18 protein-coding genes are annotated in these 23,554 nt (G+C 69.3%); 8 read left to right on the forward strand and 10 right to left on the reverse strand.

Annotation, left to right across the window (positions count from 1 at the left end; all coding sequences use genetic code 11):
* Positions 1-16: 16 nt before the first annotated feature.
* From ACKTTN_RS03065 to ACKTTN_RS03080, 4 genes are all read right to left on the reverse strand, one after another.
* The gene (locus ACKTTN_RS03065; RefSeq protein ID WP_407908401.1) at positions 17-3,190 is read right to left on the reverse strand and encodes an efflux RND transporter permease subunit; all 3,174 of its coding nucleotides are present in this window, start codon (positions 3,188-3,190) and stop codon (positions 17-19) included.
* Between the two features lie 88 nt (positions 3,191-3,278).
* Positions 3,279-4,451: an efflux RND transporter periplasmic adaptor subunit gene (locus ACKTTN_RS03070; RefSeq protein WP_407908402.1), complete on the reverse strand. Its 1,173-nt coding sequence runs from the start codon at positions 4,449-4,451 to the stop codon at positions 3,279-3,281.
* On the reverse strand, positions 4,448-5,242 hold the full coding sequence (locus ACKTTN_RS03075; RefSeq protein ID WP_407908403.1) for an SDR family NAD(P)-dependent oxidoreductase: 795 nt from the start codon (positions 5,240-5,242) through the stop codon (positions 4,448-4,450). The genes ACKTTN_RS03070 and ACKTTN_RS03075 overlap by 4 nt, the downstream gene beginning before the upstream one ends.
* The gene (locus tag ACKTTN_RS03080) at positions 5,239-5,508 is read right to left on the reverse strand and encodes a hypothetical protein (protein WP_407908404.1); all 270 of its coding nucleotides are present in this window, start codon (positions 5,506-5,508) and stop codon (positions 5,239-5,241) included. Before ACKTTN_RS03080 ends, ACKTTN_RS03075 begins: the two co-directional genes overlap by 4 nt.
* Positions 5,509-5,661: 153 nt before the next feature.
* On the opposite strand from ACKTTN_RS03080, the gene ACKTTN_RS03085 reads away from it, so the two are divergent.
* A complete protein-coding gene (locus tag ACKTTN_RS03085) occupies positions 5,662-6,690 on the forward strand; it encodes a LysR family transcriptional regulator (protein ID WP_407908405.1) in 1,029 nt (342 codons plus the stop codon).
* A gap of 16 nt (positions 6,691-6,706) precedes the next feature.
* Here ACKTTN_RS03085 and ACKTTN_RS03090 read toward each other — a convergent pair whose 3' ends face one another.
* The 3 genes from ACKTTN_RS03090 to ACKTTN_RS03100 all read right to left on the reverse strand — a co-directional run bounded on the left by ACKTTN_RS03090 (position 6,707) and on the right by ACKTTN_RS03100 (position 10,867).
* A complete protein-coding gene (locus ACKTTN_RS03090; RefSeq protein WP_407908406.1) occupies positions 6,707-8,536 on the reverse strand; it encodes a putative bifunctional diguanylate cyclase/phosphodiesterase in 1,830 nt (609 codons plus the stop codon).
* A 91-nt stretch (positions 8,537-8,627) separates the two neighbouring features.
* A complete protein-coding gene (locus tag ACKTTN_RS03095; RefSeq protein ID WP_407908407.1) occupies positions 8,628-9,353 on the reverse strand; it encodes a response regulator in 726 nt (241 codons plus the stop codon).
* Positions 9,335-10,867, reverse strand: a complete 1,533-nt coding sequence (locus ACKTTN_RS03100) for a sensor histidine kinase (RefSeq protein WP_407908408.1) — start codon at positions 10,865-10,867, stop codon at positions 9,335-9,337. The genes ACKTTN_RS03095 and ACKTTN_RS03100 overlap by 19 nt, the downstream gene beginning before the upstream one ends.
* Before the next feature lie 226 nt (positions 10,868-11,093).
* Here ACKTTN_RS03100 and ACKTTN_RS03105 point away from each other — a divergent pair, with 226 nt between their 5' ends.
* From ACKTTN_RS03105 to ACKTTN_RS03135, 7 genes are all read left to right on the forward strand, one after another.
* Entirely contained in the window at positions 11,094-12,584 is a 1,491-nt protein-coding gene (locus ACKTTN_RS03105) for an ATPase domain-containing protein (protein ID WP_407908409.1), read from the forward strand.
* A gap of 2 nt (positions 12,585-12,586) precedes the next feature.
* Positions 12,587-14,188 (forward strand): hybrid sensor histidine kinase/response regulator, encoded by a 1,602-nt coding sequence (locus tag ACKTTN_RS03110; RefSeq protein WP_407908410.1) that lies wholly within the window; start codon positions 12,587-12,589, stop codon positions 14,186-14,188.
* A 100-nt stretch (positions 14,189-14,288) separates the two neighbouring features.
* Entirely contained in the window at positions 14,289-15,500 is a 1,212-nt protein-coding gene (locus ACKTTN_RS03115; protein ID WP_407908411.1) for a GAF domain-containing sensor histidine kinase, read from the forward strand.
* A 90-nt stretch (positions 15,501-15,590) separates the two neighbouring features.
* Positions 15,591-15,995 carry a group III truncated hemoglobin gene (locus tag ACKTTN_RS03120; RefSeq protein ID WP_407908412.1) on the forward strand — a complete coding sequence of 135 codons (405 nt, stop codon included), beginning with the start codon at positions 15,591-15,593 and terminating at the stop codon, positions 15,993-15,995.
* A gap of 182 nt (positions 15,996-16,177) precedes the next feature.
* Complete coding sequence (locus ACKTTN_RS03125; protein WP_407908413.1) at positions 16,178-16,828, forward strand: carboxypeptidase regulatory-like domain-containing protein; 651 nt, start codon at positions 16,178-16,180, stop codon at positions 16,826-16,828.
* Positions 16,829-16,831: 3 nt separating this feature from the next.
* Positions 16,832-19,165 carry a putative bifunctional diguanylate cyclase/phosphodiesterase gene (locus ACKTTN_RS03130; protein WP_407908414.1) on the forward strand — a complete coding sequence of 778 codons (2,334 nt, stop codon included), beginning with the start codon at positions 16,832-16,834 and terminating at the stop codon, positions 19,163-19,165.
* Positions 19,162-20,379: a hypothetical protein gene (locus ACKTTN_RS03135; protein WP_407908415.1), complete on the forward strand. Its 1,218-nt coding sequence runs from the start codon at positions 19,162-19,164 to the stop codon at positions 20,377-20,379. Before ACKTTN_RS03130 ends, ACKTTN_RS03135 begins: the two co-directional genes overlap by 4 nt.
* Before the next feature lie 7 nt (positions 20,380-20,386).
* Here the strand turns inward: ACKTTN_RS03135 and ACKTTN_RS03140 are convergent, their stop codons facing one another.
* From ACKTTN_RS03140 to ACKTTN_RS03150, 3 genes are all read right to left on the reverse strand, one after another.
* Positions 20,387-20,953: a DUF1003 domain-containing protein gene (locus ACKTTN_RS03140; RefSeq protein ID WP_407908416.1), complete on the reverse strand. Its 567-nt coding sequence runs from the start codon at positions 20,951-20,953 to the stop codon at positions 20,387-20,389.
* 61 nt (positions 20,954-21,014) lie between these two features.
* The gene (locus ACKTTN_RS03145; RefSeq protein WP_407908417.1) at positions 21,015-22,754 is read right to left on the reverse strand and encodes a putative ABC exporter domain-containing protein; all 1,740 of its coding nucleotides are present in this window, start codon (positions 22,752-22,754) and stop codon (positions 21,015-21,017) included.
* Positions 22,751-23,488 (reverse strand): ABC transporter ATP-binding protein, encoded by a 738-nt coding sequence (locus ACKTTN_RS03150; protein WP_407908418.1) that lies wholly within the window; start codon positions 23,486-23,488, stop codon positions 22,751-22,753. The genes ACKTTN_RS03145 and ACKTTN_RS03150 overlap by 4 nt, the downstream gene beginning before the upstream one ends.
* Positions 23,489-23,554: the final 66 nt, after the last annotated feature.

The raw sequence follows: 23,554 nt of genomic DNA on the forward strand, positions 1-23,554 counted from the left end.
CGTTGTCCTTGGTGGGTCAGGCGGGGAGGAAGTCGTTGTCGCCGTCGACGACGTCGGCGGCGGATGCGGCACGACGCGTCACCAGCGTTCGCAGGGCGACGTAGAACACGGGCGTGAGGAACAGGCCGAACAGGGTGACGCCGAGCATTCCGGCGAACACGGTGATGCCGGTGGCGCCGCGCACTTCCGCGCCCGCACCGTGCGAGAGCACCAGCGGCACGGTGCCGGCGATGAAGGCGATCGAGGTCATCACGATCGGGCGCAGTCGCAGGCGGCAGGCTTCGAGTGCGGCCTGCACGATCGAACGGCCCTGCATTTCGAGCTCACGAGCGAACTCGACGATCAGGATCGCGTTCTTGCACGCCAGGCCCATTAGCACCACCAGGCCCACCTGCACGAACACGTTGTTGTCGCCATGCGTGAGCCACACGCCGACCAGCGCGGACAGCAGCGTCATCGGCACGATCAGGATCACCGCGAGCGGCAGCGTCCAGCTTTCGTACAACGCCGCGAGCACAAGGAACGCCAGCAGCACCGCGAGGGGGAACACGACGAGCGCGGCACGGCCCTGGCTCGCCTGCTGGTAGCTCAGGTCGGTCCATTCGATGTCCATGCCCGGCGGCAGCACCTTGGCGGCGATGCCGGCCATCGTGTCCATCGCCTGCGCCGACGACATCACGCGCGGATCGGCTTCACCGGCGAGGTCGGCGGCCGGATAGCCGTTGTAGCGCAGCACCGGGTCGGGGCCGTAGGTCTGCTTCACCGTCACCATCGAACCGATCGGCACCATCTCGCCGCGGACGTTGCGGGTACGCAGCTTGGCGATGTCCTCGACGCTGTCGCGGAACGGCGCGTCGGCCTGCGCGATCACCTGCCAGGTGCGGCCGAACTGGTTGAAGTCGTTGACGTAGGCACTGCCTAAATACGTCTGCAGCGTGTCGAACAGTTCGGTGAGCGGCACGCCCTGCGCCTTGGCCTTGACCCGGTCGACGTCGGCGTCGAGCTGCGGCACGTTCGCCTGGTAGCTGCTGATCGGGAAGCTCATGCCCGGCGTCTGCGCGACCGTGCCCTGCATCGCCTGCACCGCGTTCTGCAGCGCACCGAAGCCGGCGCCCGAGCGATCCTCGATGAACAACTGGTAGCCGTTGCCGTTACCGAGGCCGAGGATCGGCGGCGGCATCATCGAGAAGGTGAAGCCTTCCTGCAGGCCCGCGATCTTCTGGTTGATCTCGGCATTGATCTCGGCCGCGGAGCGATGGCGCTTGCCGAACGGTTCCAGCGAGAGGAACGCGACACCGGTGTTCGGCGTGTTGGTGAACTGCAGCGCGTTGAGGCCGGGGAAGCTGATCGTGTGCTCGACGCCTTCGGTGTGCGCGGCGATGTCGGTCACCTTGCGCAGCAGCGCGTCGGTGCGCGCGATCGACGCGCCCTCCGGCAGCTTCACGCCGGCGATCAGGTAGCCCTTGTCCTGCGTCGGAATGAAGCCCGGCGGCACCGCCTTGAACATCAGCCCGGTGGCGAACAGCAGCACCGCATAGACCACGAACACCGCGCCGCGACGGCCCAGCGCCTTCGACACCGCACCCTGGTAGCGGTGCGAGTTGGTCTGGAACAGGCGGTTGAACGGACGGAACACCCAGCCGAACAGGCGGTCGATGATCCGCGTCGGCGCATCCTTGGCCGCGCCGTGCGGCTTGAGCAGGCGCGCGGCGAGCGCCGGCGACAGGGTCAGCGAATTGATCGCGGAGATCACCGTGGAGATCGCGATCGTCACCGCGAACTGCTTGTAGAACTGGCCAGTGACGCCCGACAGGAACGCCATCGGCACGAACACCGCGCACAGCACCAGCGCGATCGCGATGATCGGGCCGGACACTTCCTTCATCGCCTGGTGCGCGGCCGCGAGCGGGCTCAGGCCTTCCTCGATGTTGCGCTCGACGTTCTCGACCACGACGATCGCGTCATCGACGACGATGCCGATCGCGAGCACCAGCCCGAACAGGGTGAGCGTATTGATCGAGAAGCCCAACAGGTGCAACGCGGCGAACGTGCCGACCACCGACACCGGCACCGCGATCAGCGGAATGATCGACGCACGCCAGGTCTGCAGGAACAGGATCACCACCAGCACCACGAGCGCGATCGCTTCCAGCAGCGTCGACACCACGGCCTTGATCGAGTCGCGCACGAACACGGTGGTGTCGTAGACCGAGCGGTATTCGATGCCGGCGGGGAAGGTCTTCTGCAGCGTGTCCATCTTCGCGATCACCTGGTCGCGGATGTCGAGCGCGTTCGCGCCCGGCGCCTGGAAGATGCCGATGGCGACCGCGTTCTTGCCGTCCAGCTGCGAGCGCAGGGTGTAGTCGCCCGCGCCGAGTTCGATGCGTGCGACGTCGGCGAGCTTCACTACCTCGCCGTCCTCGCCGTTCTTGAGCACGATGCCGCCGAATTCGTCAGTGCTCGACAGACGACCGCGCGCGTTGATGAGCGTGAGGAACTCGCTGTTCGGCATCGGTTCCGCGCCGAGCTGGCCGGCCGACACCTGCACGTTCTGCTCGCGCATCGCGCGCACGGCGTCACCGGCGGTGAGCCCGCGCGCAGCGAGCTTGTCGGGATCGAGCCAGACGCGCATCGCGTAGTCGCCGCCGCCGAAGATCTGCGCGTCGCCGACGCCGCGGATCTTGGCGAGCTCGTCCTTGACGTGCAGTCGCGCGTAGTTGCGCAGGTAGAGCGAGTCGTACTTGCCGTCGGGCGACACCAGGTGCACCACCATCAGGAACGTCGGCGACTGCTTCTGCGTGGTCACGCCCTGTCGGCGCACGTCCTCGGGCAGCCGCGCGAGCGCCTGGCTCACGCGGTTCTGCACCTTGACGGCCGCATCGTCGGGATTGGTGCCGGGACGGAACGTCACCGTCATCTGCAGCACACCGTCGGAGCCGGCGACGGACTTGACGTACATCATGTCCTCGACGCCGTTGATCGCTTCCTCGAGCGGCGTGGCGACGGTTTCGGCGATCACTTTCGGGTTCGCGCCCGGATACACGGTGCGCACGACGACCGACGGCGGCACGACCTCCGGGTATTCGCCGATGGGCAGCAGCGGAATGGCGATCAGGCCGGCGGCGAAAATGATGATCGACAGCACGGCCGCGAAGATCGGGCGGTCGATGAAGAAGCGGGAAAAGTCCATGTCGGGGTCCTTGCGGAAATCCGGGCCGAACGGCCCCACGCCTCCACGCATGGCGGAAGCGGGGGAAATCAACTGCGGTGCGGAACGGCTACTTCGCGGCGAGCGCCTGTGTCGGCGGCGATGCGCCCATCGCGACGTTCTTCGGCGCGACCGGCATGCCGGGCATGAACACCTTCTGCACGCCGCTCACGATCACGCGGTCGTCGGGTTTCAGACCAGTCGTCACCACACGCAGGCCCTCGACCACGCGACCGAGCGTGACGTCGCGACGCTCGGCCGTGTTGTGCGCGCCGAGCACGTAGACGTACTTGCGGTCCTGGTCGGTGAGCACGGCCTTGTCGTCGACGAGCATTGCGCTCTGCGCGGTACCGCCCTGCAACTGCACGCGCGCGAACAGGCCGGGCGTGAACCGGCGATCGGCATTCGTCACCACCGCGCGGGCGCGGATGGTGCCGGTCTGCGGATCGACCTGGTTGTCGACGAAATCGAGTCGGCCGTCGTGCGGATAACCGCTCTCGTCCGCGAGCCCGACGTGCACGGCGCTCTGCGCACCGCCGCGGCCGTCACGTTCGAGTTGCTTGTAGCGCAGGAAGGCCTGTTCGTCGGCGTCGAAGTAGATGTGCACGGGGTCGACGGAGACGACCGTGGTGAGCAGCGTGCTGTCGGCCTGCGCAAGGTTGCCGCGGGTGACCATCGCGCGACCGACGCGCCCGGTGATCGGCGCACGCACCTGCGTGTACTGCAGTTCGAGCCGCGCGGTGGCGACGGCGGCTTCGGCGGCGCGCACCGAGGCATCGCCCTGCGCACTCTGTGCACGCCGGCTTTCGAACTCCTCGCGCGAGATCGCCTGCGCGGCGACGAGTTCCTTGGCGCGGCGATCCTGCGACTGCGCCAGCCGCGCTTCGCTGCGCGCGCGGTCGAGATCGGCGAGCGCGCGGTCGAGATTCGCCTTGTAGCGGCGCGGATCGATCACGAACAGCAGGTCGCCCTGTCGCACGTCCTGCCCTTCGGCGAACGCGACGCGATCGACGTAGCCACTCACGCGCGGACGCAATTCGACGGTGTCGACCGCGGTGACGCGCCCGGTGAACTCGTCCCACTGGCCAACGGGTTTGGTCAGCACGCGGGCGACGCTGACTTCGGGTGGCGGCGGCATCGCGGCCGCGGTTTCCGCGCGACTGTTGCAGCCCGCGGCGGCGAGCAGCGCGGCGGTCGCGACGGCGAGCGCGACGCTACGGGAAAGCATGTGCATTCGGCTCATGAAGAGGTGTCCTGCGGAGGAAGGGGAACGGCGAGTGATTCAAGAAGCGCGCGCGCGTCGGCGATATCCGCATCGCGCGGTGGCTGTCGCGGCGGTGGTCGTGGCGCGTGGTCGAAGTCGATGACCGGCGCGATGCGCACGCCGCGCGGCGCAGTGGCGAGGGCCACCGCCTGTGTCCCGATCGCGCGCACGCGCGGCCACTGCGGGCAGGCGTGCGCGGCGTTGTTGTCGGTGCAGGCCGGTGCGTCGACATGCAGCATCTGCACGCGCACGCCACCGGGCAGCGCTTCGTCGTGCAGCACGCGCACCAGCATTCGCAGTGCCGCTGCGGTGACCGAGCGATGGCCGTAGCCCGCCCATGGCCGCGTGCTGCCCGGCCCGCCGACAACGACGTAGCGGGTCGCCTCGCCGGTCGACTCCAGCCATGGCAGCAGGTGGCGCGCGGCGACGACGTGCGGGATCAGGTCTTCGTCGAGGCGATGGCGCAACGCGTCGACGCCGAGATCGAGCACGCGCCCCCGATCCATGCCGCCCTTCATCGCGACGATCACCGCATCGACCGGGCGTCCGAGCTTGCGCAGCTGCACGACCAGCTTGGCCGCGCCGCGATCGCCGGACACCGATGCACGCAGCAGCGTGAGGTCGGCGGTGGGATGCGCCACCTCGAGCGCCTTCAGGCCGCTGCAGCCACGGGCCACCGCGATGACCGGGCGCCCGGCCTCGACCGCCGCGGCGACCACCGCGCGGCCGACCGTTCCGGTCGCGCCCAGCACCAGCACGGCGGCCGTCATTGTCCCGCTCCCGGGATTTTCCAGCCCGTATTCGGGACGACCATCCGCGAGGCGTGGCGGCGCACGACCGGCGCGACCACCGCCGCGGCGGTCACCAGCACCGGCAGCAGCACGGCGAAACCGGCCGACCAGGCGAACAGCCACAGCCCTGCATGCGAGCCGCCGGCAACGTGGCGGGCCAGCGTGGCGGCAAGTGTCAGCACCGCCACCGCGCCGATCAGCAGGAGCGCGGTCAGCAGCATTCGCAGGGGAGTCGTGGCGGTCATGGCGGACGCCTCGGATCAGGGGCTGCGCAGGCTAGACCCCTCCCCGCGTTTTGATTAGCCACGACTTCGGGGAATGATTATCCCGCGATCGGGACAGTCATCCCGACCGACCCGTGCGATCCTGCGTTCCCCGGATCCCGCCAGGAGCGGCCCATGTCCCGCGACCTCAACGACACCCTGGTCTTCGTGAAGGTGGTCGAGCACGGCAGTTTCGTCTCGGCCGCGCGCGCGTTGCGCCTGCCCAAGACCACCGTCAGCCGCAAGGTGCAGGACCTGGAGACGCGCCTCGGCGCGCAGCTGCTCCACCGCACCACGCGCAAGCTGGGACTGACCGAAGCCGGCAACGTCTACTTCGAACACTGCCAGCGCATCGCGCGCGAACTCGACGAAGCCGAAAGCGCGGTGAGCCAGTTGCAGGGCGGCCCGCGCGGCTGGCTGCGCATCACCGCGCCGTATTCGATCGGCATCGCCTGGATCGCGCCGTTGCTCGGCGAGTTCCATGCGCTGCATCCGGAAGTGCGCGTCGAGATGATCCTGACCAACGAGCCGCTGGACCTGATCGACAAGGAAATCGACGTCGCGCTGCGCGTCGGCGCGTTGCCCGATTCGAACCTCGTCGCGCGCAAGCTCGCCTCGTTCCGCTCGCAGGTGTATGCGAGCCCCGTTTACATCGAGCGCCATGGCGAGCCGCTGCATCCCGATGACCTGCAGCACCACCGCGCGCTCACGTTCACCAAGTTCCGTCGCAACGGCACGTACGTGTGGCCGTTGTCGGATGGCGAACGCAGCGTCGAATACCGCGTGGATCCCGTGCTGGTCGCGAACGATCCGGGGTTTCTCACCGGCGCGCTGCTGTGCGGCGAAGGCCTGATGCTGTCGAGCGACGTCACCATCAAGAGCTTCGTCGAGCAGGGGCTGGTGCGCCACGTGCTTGCCGGCTGGACCGGCCCCGAGCACGACTGCAATGCGGTGTTCCCGAAGGGTCGCGTGCAATCGCCGAAGGTGCGTGCGTTTGTCGACTTCCTCGTCGACCGCCTCACCTTCGATGCGGACTACGTGCAGGCCGTATGCCCGAACAAGCGCGCGTGCCCGAACATGGTGGACGACGCCGTCGCCGTGGCGAATGCGCAGGCCGAAACCGAAAAGGCGATCGCGCGGCTGGACGTGCTGGAAGTCACCTGATCGCCGCGGTGCATCGCTAGGCCGCGATGCGCTGCATGAACTCGACGCCCGATTCGGGCCGGGCGAGCAGGAAGCCCTGCACGCGGCGGATGCCCATGCGTTGCAGCGTCGACTTCTGGATCTCGGATTCCACGCCTTCGACCACGACATCGAGGCCGAGGCTGCCGGCGAGTGTCTGGATCGCCTGCAGGATCACGCGCACGGTTTCGTCGGACTCGACGTCGTCGACCATGGTCTTGTCGAGCTTGAGCGCATCCACCGGAAACCGCTTGAGGTAGGACAGCGACGAATAGCCGGTGCCGAAATCATCGATGGCGAGGCAGACGCCGAGCGCCTTGAGCTGGCGCAGGTGGTCAAGCGCTTCCTCGGCTTTCGCCATCACCGTGGTCTCGGTGATCTCCAGGCACAGGCTGCCGGGGTCGAGCCCGCCGTCCGCAAGCGCGCGTTCGACCTCGCGACGCAGGCCGTCGCCGGCGAACTGCCGCGCCGACAGATTCACCCGCACCGTGCGGGTCGAGCCATCCGGGCGACGCGGCCACTGCGCCGCCGCGCGACATGCGTGCTGAAGCACGTGGTGGCCGATCGGCTCGATGAGGCCGGTGGATTCCGCGACCTCGATGAATTCGCCCGCCGCGATCAGGCGGCCATCGGGATGACGCCAGCGCGCGAGCGCTTCCGCACCGACGACCTCGCCCGTTTCCAGGTCGTATTCCGCCTGGTACGCGACTTCGATGCGGTCCTCGCGCAGTGCTTCGCGCAGTCCGCGCTCGATCGCGAGCCGTTGCATCAGGCTCTGGTGCTGGTCCGGGTCGTAGATCTCGACGCGGTTGCGACCGGCCTGCTTGGCCGCCTTGCTCGCCATGTCGGCGTCGCGCACCCATTCCTCGACGCTGAACGACGGCACCGCGCGCGCGAACGCGATACCGATGCTCGCGCTCGCTTCCCAGCTGCGGCCGTCCTGCACGATGGGTTCGGCGATCGCCTGCAGCAATGCATCGGCCCGCGTGGTGACGTGCCATTCCGGCCCGGGCCGCGGCAGCAGTACGCCGAACACGTCGCTTTCGAGACGGCCGATCGTCGCGTCCTCCGGCGTGTTCGCGTTGAGTCGCACGGCAAGCGTGGCCAACGCGCGGTTGCCGCCGGCCTCGCCGAAGAATTCGTTGACCGAATGGAAGCGGTCGACATCGATGAAGAGCAGCGCGGCGCCACGGCAGTCGCCGCTGTCGTGCATTCGGCGCAGGCGCTGGTGCAGCGTGCCGAGGAACAGCGCGCGATTGGCGACGCCGCTGGTGTCGTCATACATCTGCAGGTATTCGAGCCGTGCTTCGGCCTCGCGCCGCCGCTCACGTTCGATCGCGACGCCGAGCACGTCGGCGAAGTGGCGCGCGGTGGCGCGTTCGTCCGCATGCCACGGCCGCGTCGTCGCCGATTCGAACACGATGCGGCCCCACGACGCGCCGCCGACGACCACCGGCACGTCGAGCAGGGCGAGCGTGCCCAGCTGCGCGAGTTCGCCGGCCCAGCCCGGTACGTCGCCGCTCAACTGCTCGTAGGCGGCCATGCGTTCGGCGGCGGACGGCGTGGCTTCGCGTCGGCCCAGCCCGACATGCGTGGATGCCGGCGGCCAGACCGATTTGCACTCCAGCCGATCGCCGTCGGTGCGTTCCCACAGGCTTACGCGGGCCAAGCCGAGTGCATCGAGCGCGGCCGGCGCGAGCGTCGCGAACGCCCATTGCGTGCTGTCGCCCGACCGCAGGATTTCCGCCGCCGCGCGCACCAGCGCGACGGTATGGCGTCGCAACCGCGCCGCGCGAGTGCGGGGAACAGCGTCCGACGGCTGGCTCATGGCGACCTCCGGTGCACAACGTCCGTGTTCATGGAAGCCTACGCCGCGCGGTCATCGGCGAAACGTCCGCCGGTCGCGCGAGCGGGTACCGCTACTGCGGGATGAAGCGCAGGCCGACGCGCGGCTCGGTGGCGATCCAGCGCGGCGCCATCGCGTCGTCGCCCAGCTTGTTGCGCAGGCGGCCGGCGAGGATGCGCAGGTAGTGCGTGTCGTTTTCGTAGGTCGGCCCCCACAGCTCGCGCAGCAGCTGTTTCTGGGTGACGACGCGACCGGCGTGCTGGATCAGCATCGCCAGCAGCGCGTATTCCTTGCGCGTGAGCTGCACGGGCACACCGCCGACGGCGACGAGCCGCCGCGAGATGTCGACGCGCAGCAGGCCGTCGTCGAACACCAGCGGTTGCGGTGACGCCAGGCGCGGCGCACGCAGCAGCGCGCGGATGCGCGCGAGCAGTTCCTGCACGCCGAACGGTTTGGTGACGTAGTCGTTGGCGCCCGCATCCAGTGCGCCGACCTTCGCGGCCTCGTCGTCGGTGACGCTGAGCACGAGCACCGGCACGTCCGACCACTGCCGCAGTTCCTCGATCAGGTCGCGGCCGTTCGAATCGGGCAGGTGCAGGTCAATCATCACCAGGTCCGCGCCCTCCAGGGCGAGGCTCTCGAGTCCCTGCCGGCCGCGATCGGCCAGCGCGACGTTGTAGCCGTGCGCACTCAGGCTGATATCGAGGAACTTGCGCATCTGCGGCTCATCCTCGACCACGAGGATGCGCGCGGGCGCACTGGCGGCGACGGCCGACGCACTCACGTGCAGGGCTCGCATCCGACCGGCGCCACCGGAATCACCAGGCGCATGCGCGTGCCGGCGCCATCGCGGCCCGCGTGTGCGCTGACCTCGCCCCCGTGCGCGCGCACGATGCTCTGGCTGATCGCAAGGCCGAGGCCGGTGCCGGCGCGCGCCGGATCGCCGCGGTCGGCGGAATAGAACATGTCGAACACGCGTTCGCGCTCCGCACGCGGAATGCCCGGGCCGGCGTCGAGCACGTCGATCACCACCGAGTCGGCGTCGTCGACGGACGCGCGCACCGCCACCGCATCACCATCAGGTGAGAACTTCGACGCGTTGTGCAGCACGTTGAAGATCGCCTGCTCGATCAGCGCCGCGTGCACGCGGATCGGCGGCACGTCCGCGTCGATGCGCACGTCGAGCTTCACGTCCGGGTCGTAGCGACGCAGGCGCGCGGCGGCCGAGGCGATCAGCTCGTCCATGGTCGTGGCTTCGACGTCCATCGACAGCTGGCCGTCGCCGATGCGAGTGACGTCCACCAGGTTCTGGATGTAGCGATCGAGGCGCCGGCCCTCGACTTCGATCGTCGACAGCAGTTCGCTGCGATCGTCCGCATCCAGCGACGCACCGAACGAACGCAGGCTTTCCGCCGCGCCCATGATGGTGGTCAGCGGCGTGCGCAGGTCGTGCGAGACCGATGCGAGCAGCGCCGTGCACAGGCGCTCGGATTCGTTGGCGACGCGTTCCTGCTGCAGCTCGCCAGTCAGGCGCGCGCGCACTACCGAATGCGCGATGTCCGAACTCAGCGACAACGCCAGTTCTTCTTCCGCCGCGGTGTGATGCGGGCCGCGTTGGACGCCGACGGCGCCCAGGCGCGAATCCACGCCGTTGAGCGGGATCCACAACCAGTCGCCCTGCTGCACGTGGCCGTCGAGCGACGCGGGCGGACGCGGCAGGTCGGCGGCGTCGCCCGAATAGAACGCGCGCTCGCCGAGCCAGAGCACGGCGCGACGGCGCAACGACGTCTCGAGGAACGCGAGCGCGGCGCGCACCACGCCGCCTTCGTCCGGCGCTTCCGACAGGCGCTCGCAAAGGTCACGACGCACCGAGCCGTGGGCCTGGCGCACCGTGAGCGATTTCACAAGGCGACGCTGCCCGGCGGCGATCCACGCGACCAGCCCGGCCGAGCCCACGAACGCCGCGAGCACGACGACGTCGTTGCTCGAGAACAGCGGCATCGCCAACGGGTCGTGCGCCATCTTGACCCGGTACAGCACGAAGCTCAGCAGCGCGGCGACCAGCGCATGCAGCGCCGAACCCGACGTGCCGATCAACGCGATTCCGACGAGGAACAAGGCGGTCACCGCGTCGCGCAGCAAACCGTCCGGCGATGCCATCGACGCGAGCGCGTACGCGGCGAGTGGCGCGGCGATCGTCGCAAGCCAGAGAAGAGGCAGCGGCGCACGTGCCAGACCGCCGGCGACGTCGCTCGCGTTCGACATGCGCATGTGCAGGACGCCGGGGAATCGAAGGAAAGCGAGATTTTTCATGGCACCTCGCGTCCTCGCAATACGTGAAGAAAATGTTACGTGCAATTTACGGAAAACGCGTGTTCTGGCCTTTAGCCGTTACGGAAGGGCTCCGCATACTGGGCCGCCCCGTCTTTCCAGTCCGCGCGCACGGCATGCCGATCGCCGCCGGTGGATCCGAATCTTCCCAAGCGACTGTGCAGACGGGGTCACGGCTGCTTGGTCCCCATGACCAAAGGCCGAACGCATGACGACAACCGCCCCGCTGCAACCCACCATCAGTTCCGGCGTGCCGGGTCTGGATACCGTCCTCGCCGGTGGCTTCACGCGCAATCGCCTGTACCTGGTCGAGGGCGTCCCCGGCGCCGGCAAGACCACGCTCGCCATGCAGTTCCTGCGCGAAGGCGTGGCGCGGGGCGAGAAGGTGCTTTACGTCACCTTGTCGGAAACGATCGACGAACTGCGGGAGATGGCCGATTCGCACGGGTGGTCGCTCGACGGCATCGAGATCTTCGAGCTTCTCGAGAACAACGAACATCTTGACGGTGACGCGCCGTACACGATGTTCCACCCGTCGGAAATCGAACTCGCCGAAACCACGCAGCGCGTGCTCGACAAGGTGCGCGCGACGCAGCCGCAGCGGCTGGTGTTCGACTCGCTGGCCGAGCTGCGGCTGCTGTCCGGCTCCGCGCTGCGCTACCGCCGCCACGTGCTCTCGCTCAAGCAGGCGCTGGCCGGGCAGTCGTGCACGACGCTGCTGCTCGACCACGCCGGTACCGACCAGCAGGGCCTGCACGTGCACACCATCGTGCACGGCGTGATCCACCTGTCGTCGAGTCCCTCGAATTTCGGTGGCGACCGCCACCGCGTGCGCGTCAGCAAGTACCGCGGGCGCCGCATCGTCGGCGGCTATCACGACTACCGCATCGACACCGGCGGCCTGCGCGTGTTCCCGCGCCTGATCGCATCGCAGTTCCGCCGCCCGCGCGGACAGGAAACGGTTCCGACCGGCTCGCCACCGCTGGACGCGCTGCTCGGCGGCGGCATCGACCGCGGCACCAGCACCCTGCTGGTGGGCGCGGCCGGCACCGGCAAGTCGTCGCTGTCGACGCTGATCGCGGAAACCGCCGCCAAGCGTGGCGAGCACGCGTCGCTGTTCGCGTTCGACGAAAGCCTGCAGTCGGTACTGACGCGCTCGGCCGGCATGGGCATGCCGCTGGAGTCGTATATCGACGACGGCATGGTGCACGTGCAGGCAGTCGATCCGGCCGAGTTCTCGCCGGGCGAATTCACCCAGCTCGTGCGCGAGGCGGTGGAGGTGCGCGGCTCGCGCGTCATCGTCATCGACAGCCTCAACGGCTATCTCAATGCGATGCCGGAAGAAGAGCACATGATGCTGCAGCTGCACGAGCTGCTGGCCTACCTCGCATCGATGGACGTGCTGACCGTGCTGGTCAGCGCGCAGCTCGGCCTGATCGGCACGATGACCAGCAGCGTCGACGTGAGCTACCTCGCCGACTCCGTGGTGCTGCTGCGCTACTTCGAAGCGGCCGGCGAAGTGAAGCAGGCGATCTCGGTGCTCAAGAAGCGCACCGGCAGCCATGAACGCACGATCCGCCCGATGCGGCTGACCACGAGCGGCTTCGTCATCGGCGAACCGCTGCGCGATTTCCGGGGCGTGCTCACCGGCGTGCCGCAGGAACGCACGCCGCCGGCCGGGGCCGGAGCGGCCAGCTGAGCATGGAGCGTGGATCGATTCCCGGGCTGCACATCAGCCTGTTGCTGCCGACGCCCCGCGATACCGCGCTGACCGCGCGCATCCTCAATCGCACCGGCATCGCGACGCGGCGCTGCAGCGGTGTCGAGGATCTCGACCCGTCGTCGCTGCTGCGCTCGGGCGCGATCATGATCGGCGAGGAATGGCTGGCGATGGGCGCGATGAACGCCCTGCGCCAGGCGATCGCGACGCAGCCGTCGTGGTCGGACCTGCCGGTGCTGGTCGTCGCGCGCGCGACCATCGATTCCGACCAGATCGGCATGCTGCTGGAACAGCTCGGCAACGCGACGCTGCTCGATCGTCCGCTGCGCATCGCCGCGCTCACCAGCGCCGCGCGCGCGGCCCTGCGTGCACGCGAACGCCAGTACCAGATCCGTTCGCAGCTCGATGCGCTCGAGCGCGCCAGCAGCGAGGCCGCCACCGCCGCCGAGCGCAAGGACGAGTTCCTCGCGATGCTCGGCCACGAACTGCGCAATCCGCTAGCACCGATCCGCAACGCCGTGCACATGCTGCGCGAGCTGGGCCTCGGCGGCCCCACCGAACGCCAGCTGCTCGACACCATGCAGCGCCAGACCGACCACATGGTCCGGCTGGTCGAAGACCTCATCGACGTCGCCCGCCTCACGCGCGGCACCATGGAGCTGCGTCGCGAGCGCGCGCCGCTGGACGAACTGATCGACGCCGCGATGGCGCTGAGCCGCCCGCTGTTCGAGAGCGCGGGCCACGACGTGCGCGTCAACACCGAAGCGCACGACCTGATCGTCGATGCCGACCCCGTACGCATGGCGCAGGTGTTCAGCAACCTGCTCAACAACGCGGCCAAGTATTCCGGCCCGCGCGGGCGCATCGACATCGGCATCGCGCGCGACGACGACGAAGCGCTGGTCGCGATCGGCGACCACGGCATCGGCATCGAACCCGACGTGCTGCCCTACGTGTTCGACCCGTTCGTGCAGGGCAAGCGCAACCCGAGCGAAGCGAACGACGGGCTCGGCGTCGGCCTCGCGCTGGTCAAGCGCCTGGTGGAACTGCACGGCGGCCGCGTGGCCGCCAGCAGCGACGGCGCCGGCCGCGGTTCCACCTTCGAGATCCGCCTGCCGCTCGCCCCTGCGGCGGACGACGCCACACCCGAGGCCACGCCCATGTCCCTGCCCGAGCGCGAACCCTTTTCACGCGGCCTGCGCGTGCTCGTCGTCGACGACAATCGCGATTCGGCCGACACGCTCGGCCTGCTGCTGCAGACGCTCGACATCCAGAACCGCGTCGTGTTCAGCGGGCCGGAAGCGCTCGAAGCCTTCGACGTCTACCGGCCCACCGCGGTGTTCCTCGACATCGGCATGCCCGGCATGGACGGCTACGAAGTCGCACGCCGCATCCGCGCGCATCCGGCCGGCGGCCAGGTCGGGCTGGTCGCGCTCACCGGCTGGAGCCAGGAGCAGGACAAGGCGCGCACGCGCGAGGCCGGCTTCGATTTCCACATGGCCAAGCCGGCGGATTTCGCCGAGCTGCAGCGCATCCTTCAGCTGATGTCGACGGCAGCCGACGTCGGCTTCGCCTGGCAATGACGCCGGTGAATGCAGGGCATCGCCCTCACGGATGCGCGACGCGGCGCTTCGTATATCGAAGCGTCCGTTCGATGAGAACGGCGGAACCGAGCAGGGCGGCATGAATCACGACTTTCCGCTGGTGGGGATCGTCCAGCGACTCGCAGGCTGCATCGATGCGCAGAGCATCGTGTCCATCCTCGCGCGCTCCACCCGCGACCTCATCGGCGCGGACGGCGTCACCGTGGTGATGCGCGACGGCAGCCGCTGTCGCTATCTCGAGGAGGACGCGATCGGCGCCCTGTGGAAGGGCCAGGACTTCGCGCTGGATTCGTGCATCTCCGGCTGGTGCATCACCACCGGCGAATCGGTGGTGATCCCGGACATCCGCCAGGATCCCCGCATTCCGCTCCCGCTGTACGAAGCGACGTTCGTGCAGGCGATGGCGATGGCGCCGATCGCACGCGACAAGCCGCTCGGCGCGCTCGGCGTGTACTGGTCGACGCAGCACGAGGCCACCGAACTCGAGATGGCCGCGCTGCGTGCGCTTGCCGATTCCGCCGCGCTCGCGCTGGCGAACGTGCGCCTGCTCGAACAGCTGCGTCGCGACAACGAGCGCAAGGACGCATTCCTCACCAGCCTCGCGCATGAACTCGGCGAAACGCTGGGGCCGATGCGCACCTCGCTGCACCTGCGCAAGGATGCACGCGACGTCGCCGCGCAGTCGCGCCTGCACGAGGTCTTCGTCGAGCAGCTCGCGCGGCAGGCGCGGCTGATCGAGAACCTCGTCGACGGCAGCAAGCTGCTCACCGGTCAGGCGCGCCTGCATCCGCGCCTGCTCGACCTGCGCGAGATCGTCAGCAACGTGGTGCACAACCGCACGCCGCGCGCGTCGCATGCGGAACTGGACATGCATGTGCAGATGCCCGCCGTGGCGGTGGACGTCTGGGGCGAGGAGCGCCGCATCCAGCAGGCGCTCGGCCACGTGCTCGACAACAGCATCCGCTGCACGCCGCCCGAAGGCCGCGTCGACGTCGTGCTCGAAATGCGCGACGACTGCGCATGGCTCACCGTGCGCGACACCGGCATCGGCATCGGCGCCGACACCCTGCCGCACCTGTTCGAACCCTTCTACAAGCCCGTGCAGGAACCCGCGCGCAGCGTCGCCGGCCTCGGCCTCGGCCTCAGCATGGTCGCCAGCATCCTGCAGCTGCATGGCGGCGACGTCCGCATCGACAGTCGCGGTGTCGGCCACGGCACCGACGTGGTCATGCGCTTTCCGCTGGGCTGCGTGCCCACGACGAGTCGCGAGTCGGCGTTTTCGGCGACGTAAGGCGATCGCAGGCATCGTCGCCCTGGCGCGTATCGAGCGGCGGTGTCGCGGTAACCGGCGACACTACGCGCACTCCGCAATGGCACGGCCATGACCGACACCCCGCTCACCGACGCCGACATCGCCCGCCTCGTCGACCGCTTCTACGAGCGCGTGCAGGCGCACCCGACGCTCGGGCCGGTATTCGCGCCCGCCGTCGACGACTGGGCCGCGCACAAGGCGACGCTGGTCGACTTCTGGTCGTCGATCGAGCTCAAGACCGGGCGCTATCGCGGGCAGCCGATGGCCATGCACCGCCCACACCCGATCGAGGCGTCGCACTTTGCTGACTGGCTGGCGCTGTGGGAGTCGACCGCCCGCGAGCAACTCACGCCCGCGCAGGCCGAGCGATTCATCGAACATGCGCAACGCATCGCGCGCTCGCTGATGTACGGGCTGGGCCTGGACGCGACGCGTCGTCCGCTGGGCCTGCCGATGGCGGGCGAGCGCCGCTGAGGGCGGCCGATCGCGCCGCGCCGCGATGCGATGGGCCACTCGAAACCGCCTTGATGAACGACGTGTCGATCAAGCTTCCGCCGCTGCGGTCGACAACGACCAGATGGAGCACCTCTGGCCCACGGGCCGCCGGTGTAGGCTGGATACGGGCCACGGCCCGAAGCGACGCCGGAGGGGACGGCATGCGGATACGAGCAGGTTGCGGCGCGCTGCTGGCGGTGCTCGCGTGCGGGCAGGCGATGGCGGCGCAGGTCGCCGTCGACATCACCGATCGCCAGGGCAAGCCCGTGGGCGATGCGGTGGTCACGCTGCTGCGTCGCGATGGCGCGGGGCCGAAACCCGGCGCGCCGTCGACGCATTCGATCGACCAGAAGGACCTGATGTTCAGCCCGTACGTGGAAGTCGCGCGGCCGGGCGATTCGGTGGTGTTCCGCAATAGCGACACCACCCGCCACCACGTCTATTCGTTCTCGCCGGTGAAGCAGTTCGAATACGTCATCGCGCCGCACGACGCCGCGCCGCCGGTGAAGCTGCCGCGCACCGGCGTGGTCGCCGTGGGCTGCAACATCCACGACGGCATGATCGCCTACCTCTACGTCACCGACGCGCCGTGGACGGCGCGCACCGGCGCGAACGGCCATGTCGTGTTCGCCGATCTACCGGCCGGCGCGTACGACGTGCGCGTCTGGCATCCGCGACTGCCGCCCGCGAAACCGGACCTGGTGCAGGACGGCGTGGTGCTCGGCGCGACGGACAGCCGGCGGGTGCCGTTCTCGCTTACGTTGCTGCCCGACCTGCGCTACCAGTTCGACCGCGAGCGCACGCGGTACTGAGCGATGACGTTCCGCACGCGCCTCGCGCTGTTCCTCGTCGCGATCCTGATCGCGGTGCAGGCGCTGACCGCCGGTCTCGTCTACGGCGTGACGCGGCACGCGCTGATCGACGAAGGCCGTCGCCAGCTCGACGTCGCCTCCGGCGCCTTCGCGCGCCAGCTCGACGACCTGTCCGCGCACGTGGCGTCGAGCGTGCAGGTGCTGTCGCTCGATTTCGCATTGCGTTCGGCGATCGCCCAGCGCGACCGCGACACCGTGCTGTCGGCACTACGCAACCACGGGCGACGCGTGGGCGCCACGCAGATGCTGCTGGTGGGTCTCGACGGGCGCGTCGAAGCCGACACCGCCGGGCGCATCGCCGAAGGCGCGCCGTTTCCGTACGCCGACCTGGTCGAACGCGCACCGCAACGGCCGGCATCGGCGGTCGTCGCCGCGAACGGCCGCGCGAACTGGATGGTCGTCGTGCCGGTGTTCGCACCCGACCTCGTCGGCTTCATCGCCGCGGCGATTCCGGTCGACGACGCGTTGCTCGTGCGACTGCAGGCGCAGTCGGCGTTGCCGAAGGAAGTCGAACTCGCCACGCGCGATGGCGGACGCTGGCATGCGATCGCGCATGGCAGCGGGCAAGGCGCGCTGACGTCCGCGCTCGCCGCGCACGGCGGCACGCTGCCGACGACGCCGGAACTCACCACGCTCGACGACCGCGAATACGTCGTGCAGGCGGTGATGCTCGATCATTCGCGCAACAGCGCGCCGGTCGCCGCGGTGCTCGGCTATTCGGTCGATGCCGCGTTGCAGCCGTATCGCGCGGTCGCGATCGCCTGGGCCGGCCTGCTCGGGTTCGGGCTCGCGGTCGGCCTGGCCGGTGCGTGGCTGATCGCGCGCGGCGTGTCGCGACCCGTGGAACGCCTCGCCGCCTCCGCACGCCGCATCGAAGCCGGCGACTACGCACCGGTCGACGCGCCCGCGCGCGACGATGAGATCGGTGCGCTCGCCGCCGCGTTCGATTCGATGACGCAGGCGATCCGCGAACGCGAGGCGCACATCGTCCACCAGGCCACGCACGATCCCGTCACCGGCGTCGCCAATCGCGGCGCCGCGGAAACCGCGATCCAGCGCGCACTCGACGATGCCGGCGACGGCGATGCCGCGTTGTTGATGGTCGGTCTCGAACGCGCGCCGGCGATCGTCAAGACGCTCGGGCACGGCGTCGGCGATCGGCTGATGCATGCGGTCGCGCAACGCCTGCGCGCGCCGGTCGGAGCCGGCTTGGTCGCGCGCGTTACCGACAGCCAGTTCGCGGTGTTCGTGCCCGGCGCGACGCGACACGACGCACATTCGCTCGCGCTGCGCCTGATCGACGTGCTGTCCGATCCGTATCGCGAAGCCGACCTGCGGCTCGACCTTGCACCCGCGGTCGGCCTCGCGCTGTCGCCGGTGCACGGCCGCGACGCGGCGACGCTGTTGCGCCGCGCCGACGTCGCGCTGATCGCCGCGCTGGGCGCGGACGAGCCGGTCGCGGTGTACGACGCCGCGACCGATCCGCATCGGCCCGAACGCCTGTCGCTGATGGGCGACCTGCAACGCGCGCTCGGCGGTGACGCGCTCGCGCTGCATTACCAGCCGAAACTGCACCTGGCGAGTGGCCGCATCGACGGCGCGGAAGGCCTGGTGCGCTGGTCGCATCCCGAGCGCGGTCCGCTGGCGCCCGACATGTTCGTCGGTCTCGCCGAGGAAACCGGCAACATCCGCCGGCTCACGCGCTGGGTGCTCGACGCCGGCATCGCGCAGACCAGTCGCTGGCAGAACGACGGCCGGGGCGTGCGCGTGGCGATGAACGTATCCGCACGCGATCTCGAGGACGCCGACCTGCCGCGTCGCATCGCCGCGCTGCTCGGCACGCACGGTGTGTCGCCCGACTGCATCGTGCTGGAGATCACCGAGAGCGCGCTGATGCGCGATCCCGACGCCGCGTTGCCGGTGTTGCATCGCCTCGCCGACCAGGGCATCGCGTTGTCGATCGACGACTTCGGTGTCGGCCAGTCGTCGTTCGCCTATCTGCGCCGCCTGCCGGTGCGCGAGCTGAAGATCGATCGCGCGTTCATCTCGCCGCTGGCGACGTCGCGCGAGGACCGCATGATCGTGAAGTCGATCGTCGACCTCGCGCATGCGCTCGGTTACCACGTCACTGCCGAAGGCGTCGAAGACCCGGCCGCGCTCGACTATCTCGCCAGCATTGGCTGCGACCACGCGCAGGGTTTCCTGATCGCGCGGCCGATGGATGCGCGCGCGTTCGATGCGTTCGTCGCGACGCATGGTCACGGAGCGACGGCATGAAACGCGTCCTTGCCGCGCTGATCGCGACAGCGTCGAGCTGCAGCGCGCATGCGCAGGCCCTGCAGGTGCACGGCGTGGTCGACGCACGCGTCGGCGCGGTCGACACCGACAGCGCGAACACGTTCGAAGGCGGCCTCGGCAAGGCGCGGCTCGGCGCGCATGGCGGCGCCTTCGATGTGCATGGCGCATTGCTCGCGACCTGGCAGGTTGCGCCGACGTTGCTCGCGTCGGCGGAAGCGCGCTACGCACCGGAATCGCGCAAGCCCTTCGACGTGATCGATGCCTGGCTTCGCTGGCGGCCGGTGTCGACCAGCGCATGGCGCGGCTCGGTGAAAGCCGGCCTGTTCTTTCCGCCGGTCTCGCTGGAGAACGACGCGATCGGCTGGACCAGCCCGTACACGTTGACGCCGTCGGCGATGAACACGTGGGTGGGCGAGGAGCTGCGCGCACTCGGCGTCGAAGGCCGCGTCGAGCATCGCGCTGCGCGCGGCACGCTCACCGCCAATCTCGCGGTGTTCCAGAAGAACGATCCGGCCGGCGAACTGCTTGCCACGCGCGGCTGGGCGATGCACGACATCGTCTCGGGGTTCGACGGCAGCCTGCGTGAACCCGATTCGGTCGCGTCGGCATTTGGCGGCGCTGCGCCGGTGCGTTTCCGCCCGTACATCGAAATGGACCACCGCATCGGTGGCTATGCGTCGATCGACTGGCAGACGCCGGCGCAGGGTCGCCTCACCGCACTCGTCTACGACAACCGCGCCGATCCCGCGCGTGAAGTCGACTACGCCGGCCGCGACCTCTACGCCTGGCGCACGCGCTTCTGGAGTCTTGGCGCGCAGCATCGCTGGAACGACACGCTCATCATCGCCCAGGCCATGCGCGGCAGCACGATCATCGAGCCGGTGCCGGCGCTGCAGTTCGACACACGCTTCGCCTCGGGTTACCTGATGGCTGCGCGCGATGCCGGCGTGTGGCGGCCGGCTGCGCGGCTCGACCTGTTCCAGTCGAAGCAGACGCCGGGTGGCGGGCCCGTCGCGAGGGACGAACACGGGCATGCGATCACGCTCGCACTGAATTGGCGTCCCGACGACCGCTGGCGCGTGACCGGTGAAGTGCTGCACATCGACAGCGTGCGCAACCAGCGTCGCCTCGATGGCCTCGACCCACGCCAGCGCGAACTTCAGGTGCAGGCGAACGTGCGCTGGCTGTTCTGATCGACGATCAGGTCGCGTCGTTTGCGCGCGAGTCGAGCCGCTGCACGATCTCGCGGATCATCACCAGTTGTTCTTCCTGGCGCTTGAGCAGATCGGCGAGTTGCGCGTCGCGCATCGCATCGAGTTTCTCGTGCAGCGCCATGATCTCCATCTCGGCCTTGAGGTTGACCGCGTAGTCGTGCTCGGCGTCGAGCCGGTCCTTCGCGCCCTGCCGGTTCTGGCTCATCATGATGATCGGTGCCTGCACCGCGGCCAGCATCGACAGGATGAGGTTGAGGAAGATGAAGGGGTACGGGTCGAACGCGCGCAGCAGCAACCCGGTATTGACCAGCACCCACGCCGCGAGCGTCATCGCGAAGATGATGATGAAGGTCCACGAGCCGCCGAACTGCGCCACGCGGTCGGCCAGGCGATCGCCGAAGGTCAGGCGGCCCGCGAACGCATCGTTGGTGTTGGTGCTGAGCAGGCGCCGCTCGATGGCGTGCTCGAGTGCGCGCTTTTCGGCTTCGCGCAGGTCGGCGTAGCTGCGACCGAACCAGCGTCGCGCGGCGGGATCGTTGCGGGAGGTCTGCATGGCGGACTCCGGGGGTGTGCGTCGACTGTAGCGACAGCCTCGCCCGCGCGTGCGACGGCGATCAGCGCAGTTCGGTCGAGACGTCGAAGCGTTCGATGCGGCCACCCAGCCAGCGCACGAGGAACGCGGCTTCGGCCGCCATCACCGCAGCCGCGGCGATCGCGGCCACGATCAGCGCCGGCACCATGCCGGCGAACAGGCGGATGCCGAAGAACAGGCCGGCAGCGACCGCGGCGGCCGGCACCACCGACAGCGCGAGCACCAGCACGTAGATGCCGCCGAAGATCATGCGCTGGCCCATCACGTCGAACCCGCCGCCGCGGCCGCCGGGCGACCAGCCGGGAAACACCAGCATCCCCGCGAACGGCACGCACAGCATCACCGCGCACGTGACCGGCGCGAGCAGCACCACCGCGACCACCAGCGCGGCGAGCATGCCGGGCGTCAGCCATTCGATGCCCTGGAAAGCGCGCGACGCGGTAAGCAGCAACAGCCACTGCACCGGCACCAGCATCGCGATCGGCGCGAGCAACTGGCCGAGCGCGATCTGCCAGCCGCGCAGCGGCGTCGCGCGCAATACATCGAGATGGTCGAGCGTCTGCCGCAGGCTGCCCTGCACGAACATCGGCCCGACCACGGTGCTCCAGCCGGCCATCGCCAGACTGACGATGCCGATCACCTTCAAGAACGCCGCGCCGACCGGTTGCGTCGACAGCCACTGCGTCACGCCCAGCAGCAGCACCGTCGCGACCACCAGCGTGCGCACGCGCCAGAACGGGCCGGCGGCGATCAGGCCTTTCCACAGGAACGCGATCGGCGCGAAGCCGCGCGGTGCGAGTTCGAACGCCGGCCTGCGTGCACGCGTGGGTTTCGCGCGCAGGCGCACGCGGCCATCGCGCATCGCCGCGCTCGATTCGGCGCGACGACGCGCGAGCGCGATGCTCGCTTCCTCGAACGACACCTGCGACCGCACCACCCAGATGTAATGCAGCGCGAACATCAGCAGCGCCCCGGGCAGCGCGCGCGCGAACGCGGCGGACGACGTCGCGATCATCGGCGCGGTCAGCGCACGGAAGGGTGCCAGCACCCAGAACGCGGGGCCCTGCTCGAGCACCGAGCCGATGTAGTCGGTGACTTCGCGCGGGCCGGCGAGGTTCTGCGGCAGCGGCGCATGTGCGCGCGCCCAGCCGACGCAGGCGACGGCGAACGCGACGAACAAGGCGATACCGACCACGCGCCGCCAGACCGGGCGCACGCCGAGATCGAGCAGGCGTTCGCGGGTGAACGACGCGCCGAGGAAATGCAGGCGCGTGGTCGCGACGATCAGCCACAGCGCGGCGGCGTACTGCAGCGGGTTGATGCCCATCGCGCGGCCGCGTTGCAGCAGCAACGAAATCAGGAACACCGACACGAACAACACGAGCTGCGAGCGGATCACGCTGAAGTGGATCAGCCCGGTGCGCGAGATCGGCGCGGGAAACAGGAACGCGGCTTCGGCCTCGTTGAAGCGCAGCGCGGCGCGATCGCTGGCGAAGATCCACGCCGACAGCATGAAGATCAGCGTGCCGAGCGCGGCCAGCGCGCCGAGCACTTCGGCCGAGCCGGGCGGCATGATCATGAAACGCGCGTTGTGCGCGTTGGGCCCGATCATGTGGCGGAACACGACGCCGTAGAAGTACGCGATGCCGGCGATCGCGCCGATCAGGTACTTCGGCTGCTTGAGGCGGCGGATGCGCTGGCGCACGCGGTTCGCCAGCGACACGCACTGCATGTACGCCAGCGCGCGGACGATGTCGTTCATCCGCGCGGCGCGCCCGGCGCGTCCTCGGTGGCGAGGAAGAACACATCCTCGAGCGTCGCCCCGTCGCCGGCGAACCGGGCGCGGATGTCGGCGACGGTGCCGACCGCCATCGCGCGGCCGTCCTTGAGGATCAGCAGCGTCGTGCAGACTTCCTCGACCAGCCCGAGCAGGTGCGAGCTGAGGATGATCGCGGCGCCCTGCGCGGCGAGGTTGCGCATCATGTCCTTCATGCGTCGCATGCCGCGCGGGTCGAGGCCGGTGAGCGGTTCGTCGAAGATCACCGCGGTGGGGCCGTGCAGCAGGCCGCAGGCGATCGCCAGCTTCTGCTTCATGCCGCGCGAGAGTTCACCCGGCAGCAGATCCTGCTTGTCCGCCATGTCGAGGTCGGCGAGCAGCGTCTCGCCGCGCGCCTTGTAGTCGGCCACGCCGTACAGCCGCGCGACGAACGCGAGGTGCTGCGCGACGGTGAGGTACTCGAACAGCCGCGGCTCGTCGGGAATGAACGCCATCGTGCGCTTGGCGCCGACCGGATCGGCGGCGAGGTCGATGCCGCCGAGGCGGATGCTGCCGAGCGTGGGCGGGATGATCCCGGCGACGCAGCGCAGCGTGGTGGTCTTGCCCGCGCCGTTGGGGCCGACCAGGCCCATCACCTCGCCCGGCCGGACCGCGAAGGACAAGGCGTCGACGGCGGTGAACTCGCCGTAGCGCTTGGTGAGGCGTTCGACTTCGATCATGCCCGCTCCCCATCGGAGCGGTCATTGTGGACGCCGCGCCGGTGCGTGCAACCGCCGGTCGTAATG

This window comes from Lysobacter claricitrinus (genome assembly GCF_045866565.1).
Classification (GTDB): domain Bacteria; phylum Pseudomonadota; class Gammaproteobacteria; order Xanthomonadales; family Xanthomonadaceae; genus Cognatilysobacter; species Cognatilysobacter claricitrinus.

Excerpts from the sequence above, each read along its gene's own strand:
- ACKTTN_RS03065 (WP_407908401.1), bottom strand. The coding sequence starts at position 3,190 with ATGGACTTTTCCCGCTTCTTCATCGACCGCCCGATCTTCGCGGCCGTG.
- ACKTTN_RS03070 (WP_407908402.1), bottom strand. The coding sequence starts at position 4,451 with ATGAGCCGAATGCACATGCTTTCCCGTAGCGTCGCGCTCGCCGTCGCG.
- ACKTTN_RS03075 (WP_407908403.1), bottom strand. The coding sequence starts at position 5,242 with ATGACGGCCGCCGTGCTGGTGCTGGGCGCGACCGGAACGGTCGGCCGC.
- ACKTTN_RS03080 (WP_407908404.1), bottom strand. The coding sequence starts at position 5,508 with ATGACCGCCACGACTCCCCTGCGAATGCTGCTGACCGCGCTCCTGCTG.
- ACKTTN_RS03085 (WP_407908405.1), top strand. The coding sequence starts at position 5,662 with ATGTCCCGCGACCTCAACGACACCCTGGTCTTCGTGAAGGTGGTCGAG.
- ACKTTN_RS03090 (WP_407908406.1), bottom strand. The coding sequence starts at position 8,536 with ATGAGCCAGCCGTCGGACGCTGTTCCCCGCACTCGCGCGGCGCGGTTG.
- ACKTTN_RS03095 (WP_407908407.1), bottom strand. The coding sequence starts at position 9,353 with ATGCGAGCCCTGCACGTGAGTGCGTCGGCCGTCGCCGCCAGTGCGCCC.
- ACKTTN_RS03100 (WP_407908408.1), bottom strand. The coding sequence starts at position 10,867 with ATGAAAAATCTCGCTTTCCTTCGATTCCCCGGCGTCCTGCACATGCGC.
- ACKTTN_RS03105 (WP_407908409.1), top strand. The coding sequence starts at position 11,094 with ATGACGACAACCGCCCCGCTGCAACCCACCATCAGTTCCGGCGTGCCG.
- ACKTTN_RS03110 (WP_407908410.1), top strand. The coding sequence starts at position 12,587 with ATGGAGCGTGGATCGATTCCCGGGCTGCACATCAGCCTGTTGCTGCCG.
- ACKTTN_RS03115 (WP_407908411.1), top strand. The coding sequence starts at position 14,289 with ATGAATCACGACTTTCCGCTGGTGGGGATCGTCCAGCGACTCGCAGGC.
- ACKTTN_RS03120 (WP_407908412.1), top strand. The coding sequence starts at position 15,591 with ATGACCGACACCCCGCTCACCGACGCCGACATCGCCCGCCTCGTCGAC.
- ACKTTN_RS03125 (WP_407908413.1), top strand. The coding sequence starts at position 16,178 with ATGCGGATACGAGCAGGTTGCGGCGCGCTGCTGGCGGTGCTCGCGTGC.
- ACKTTN_RS03130 (WP_407908414.1), top strand. The coding sequence starts at position 16,832 with ATGACGTTCCGCACGCGCCTCGCGCTGTTCCTCGTCGCGATCCTGATC.
- ACKTTN_RS03135 (WP_407908415.1), top strand. The coding sequence starts at position 19,162 with ATGAAACGCGTCCTTGCCGCGCTGATCGCGACAGCGTCGAGCTGCAGC.
- ACKTTN_RS03140 (WP_407908416.1), bottom strand. The coding sequence starts at position 20,953 with ATGCAGACCTCCCGCAACGATCCCGCCGCGCGACGCTGGTTCGGTCGC.
- ACKTTN_RS03145 (WP_407908417.1), bottom strand. The coding sequence starts at position 22,754 with ATGAACGACATCGTCCGCGCGCTGGCGTACATGCAGTGCGTGTCGCTG.
- ACKTTN_RS03150 (WP_407908418.1), bottom strand. The coding sequence starts at position 23,488 with ATGATCGAAGTCGAACGCCTCACCAAGCGCTACGGCGAGTTCACCGCC.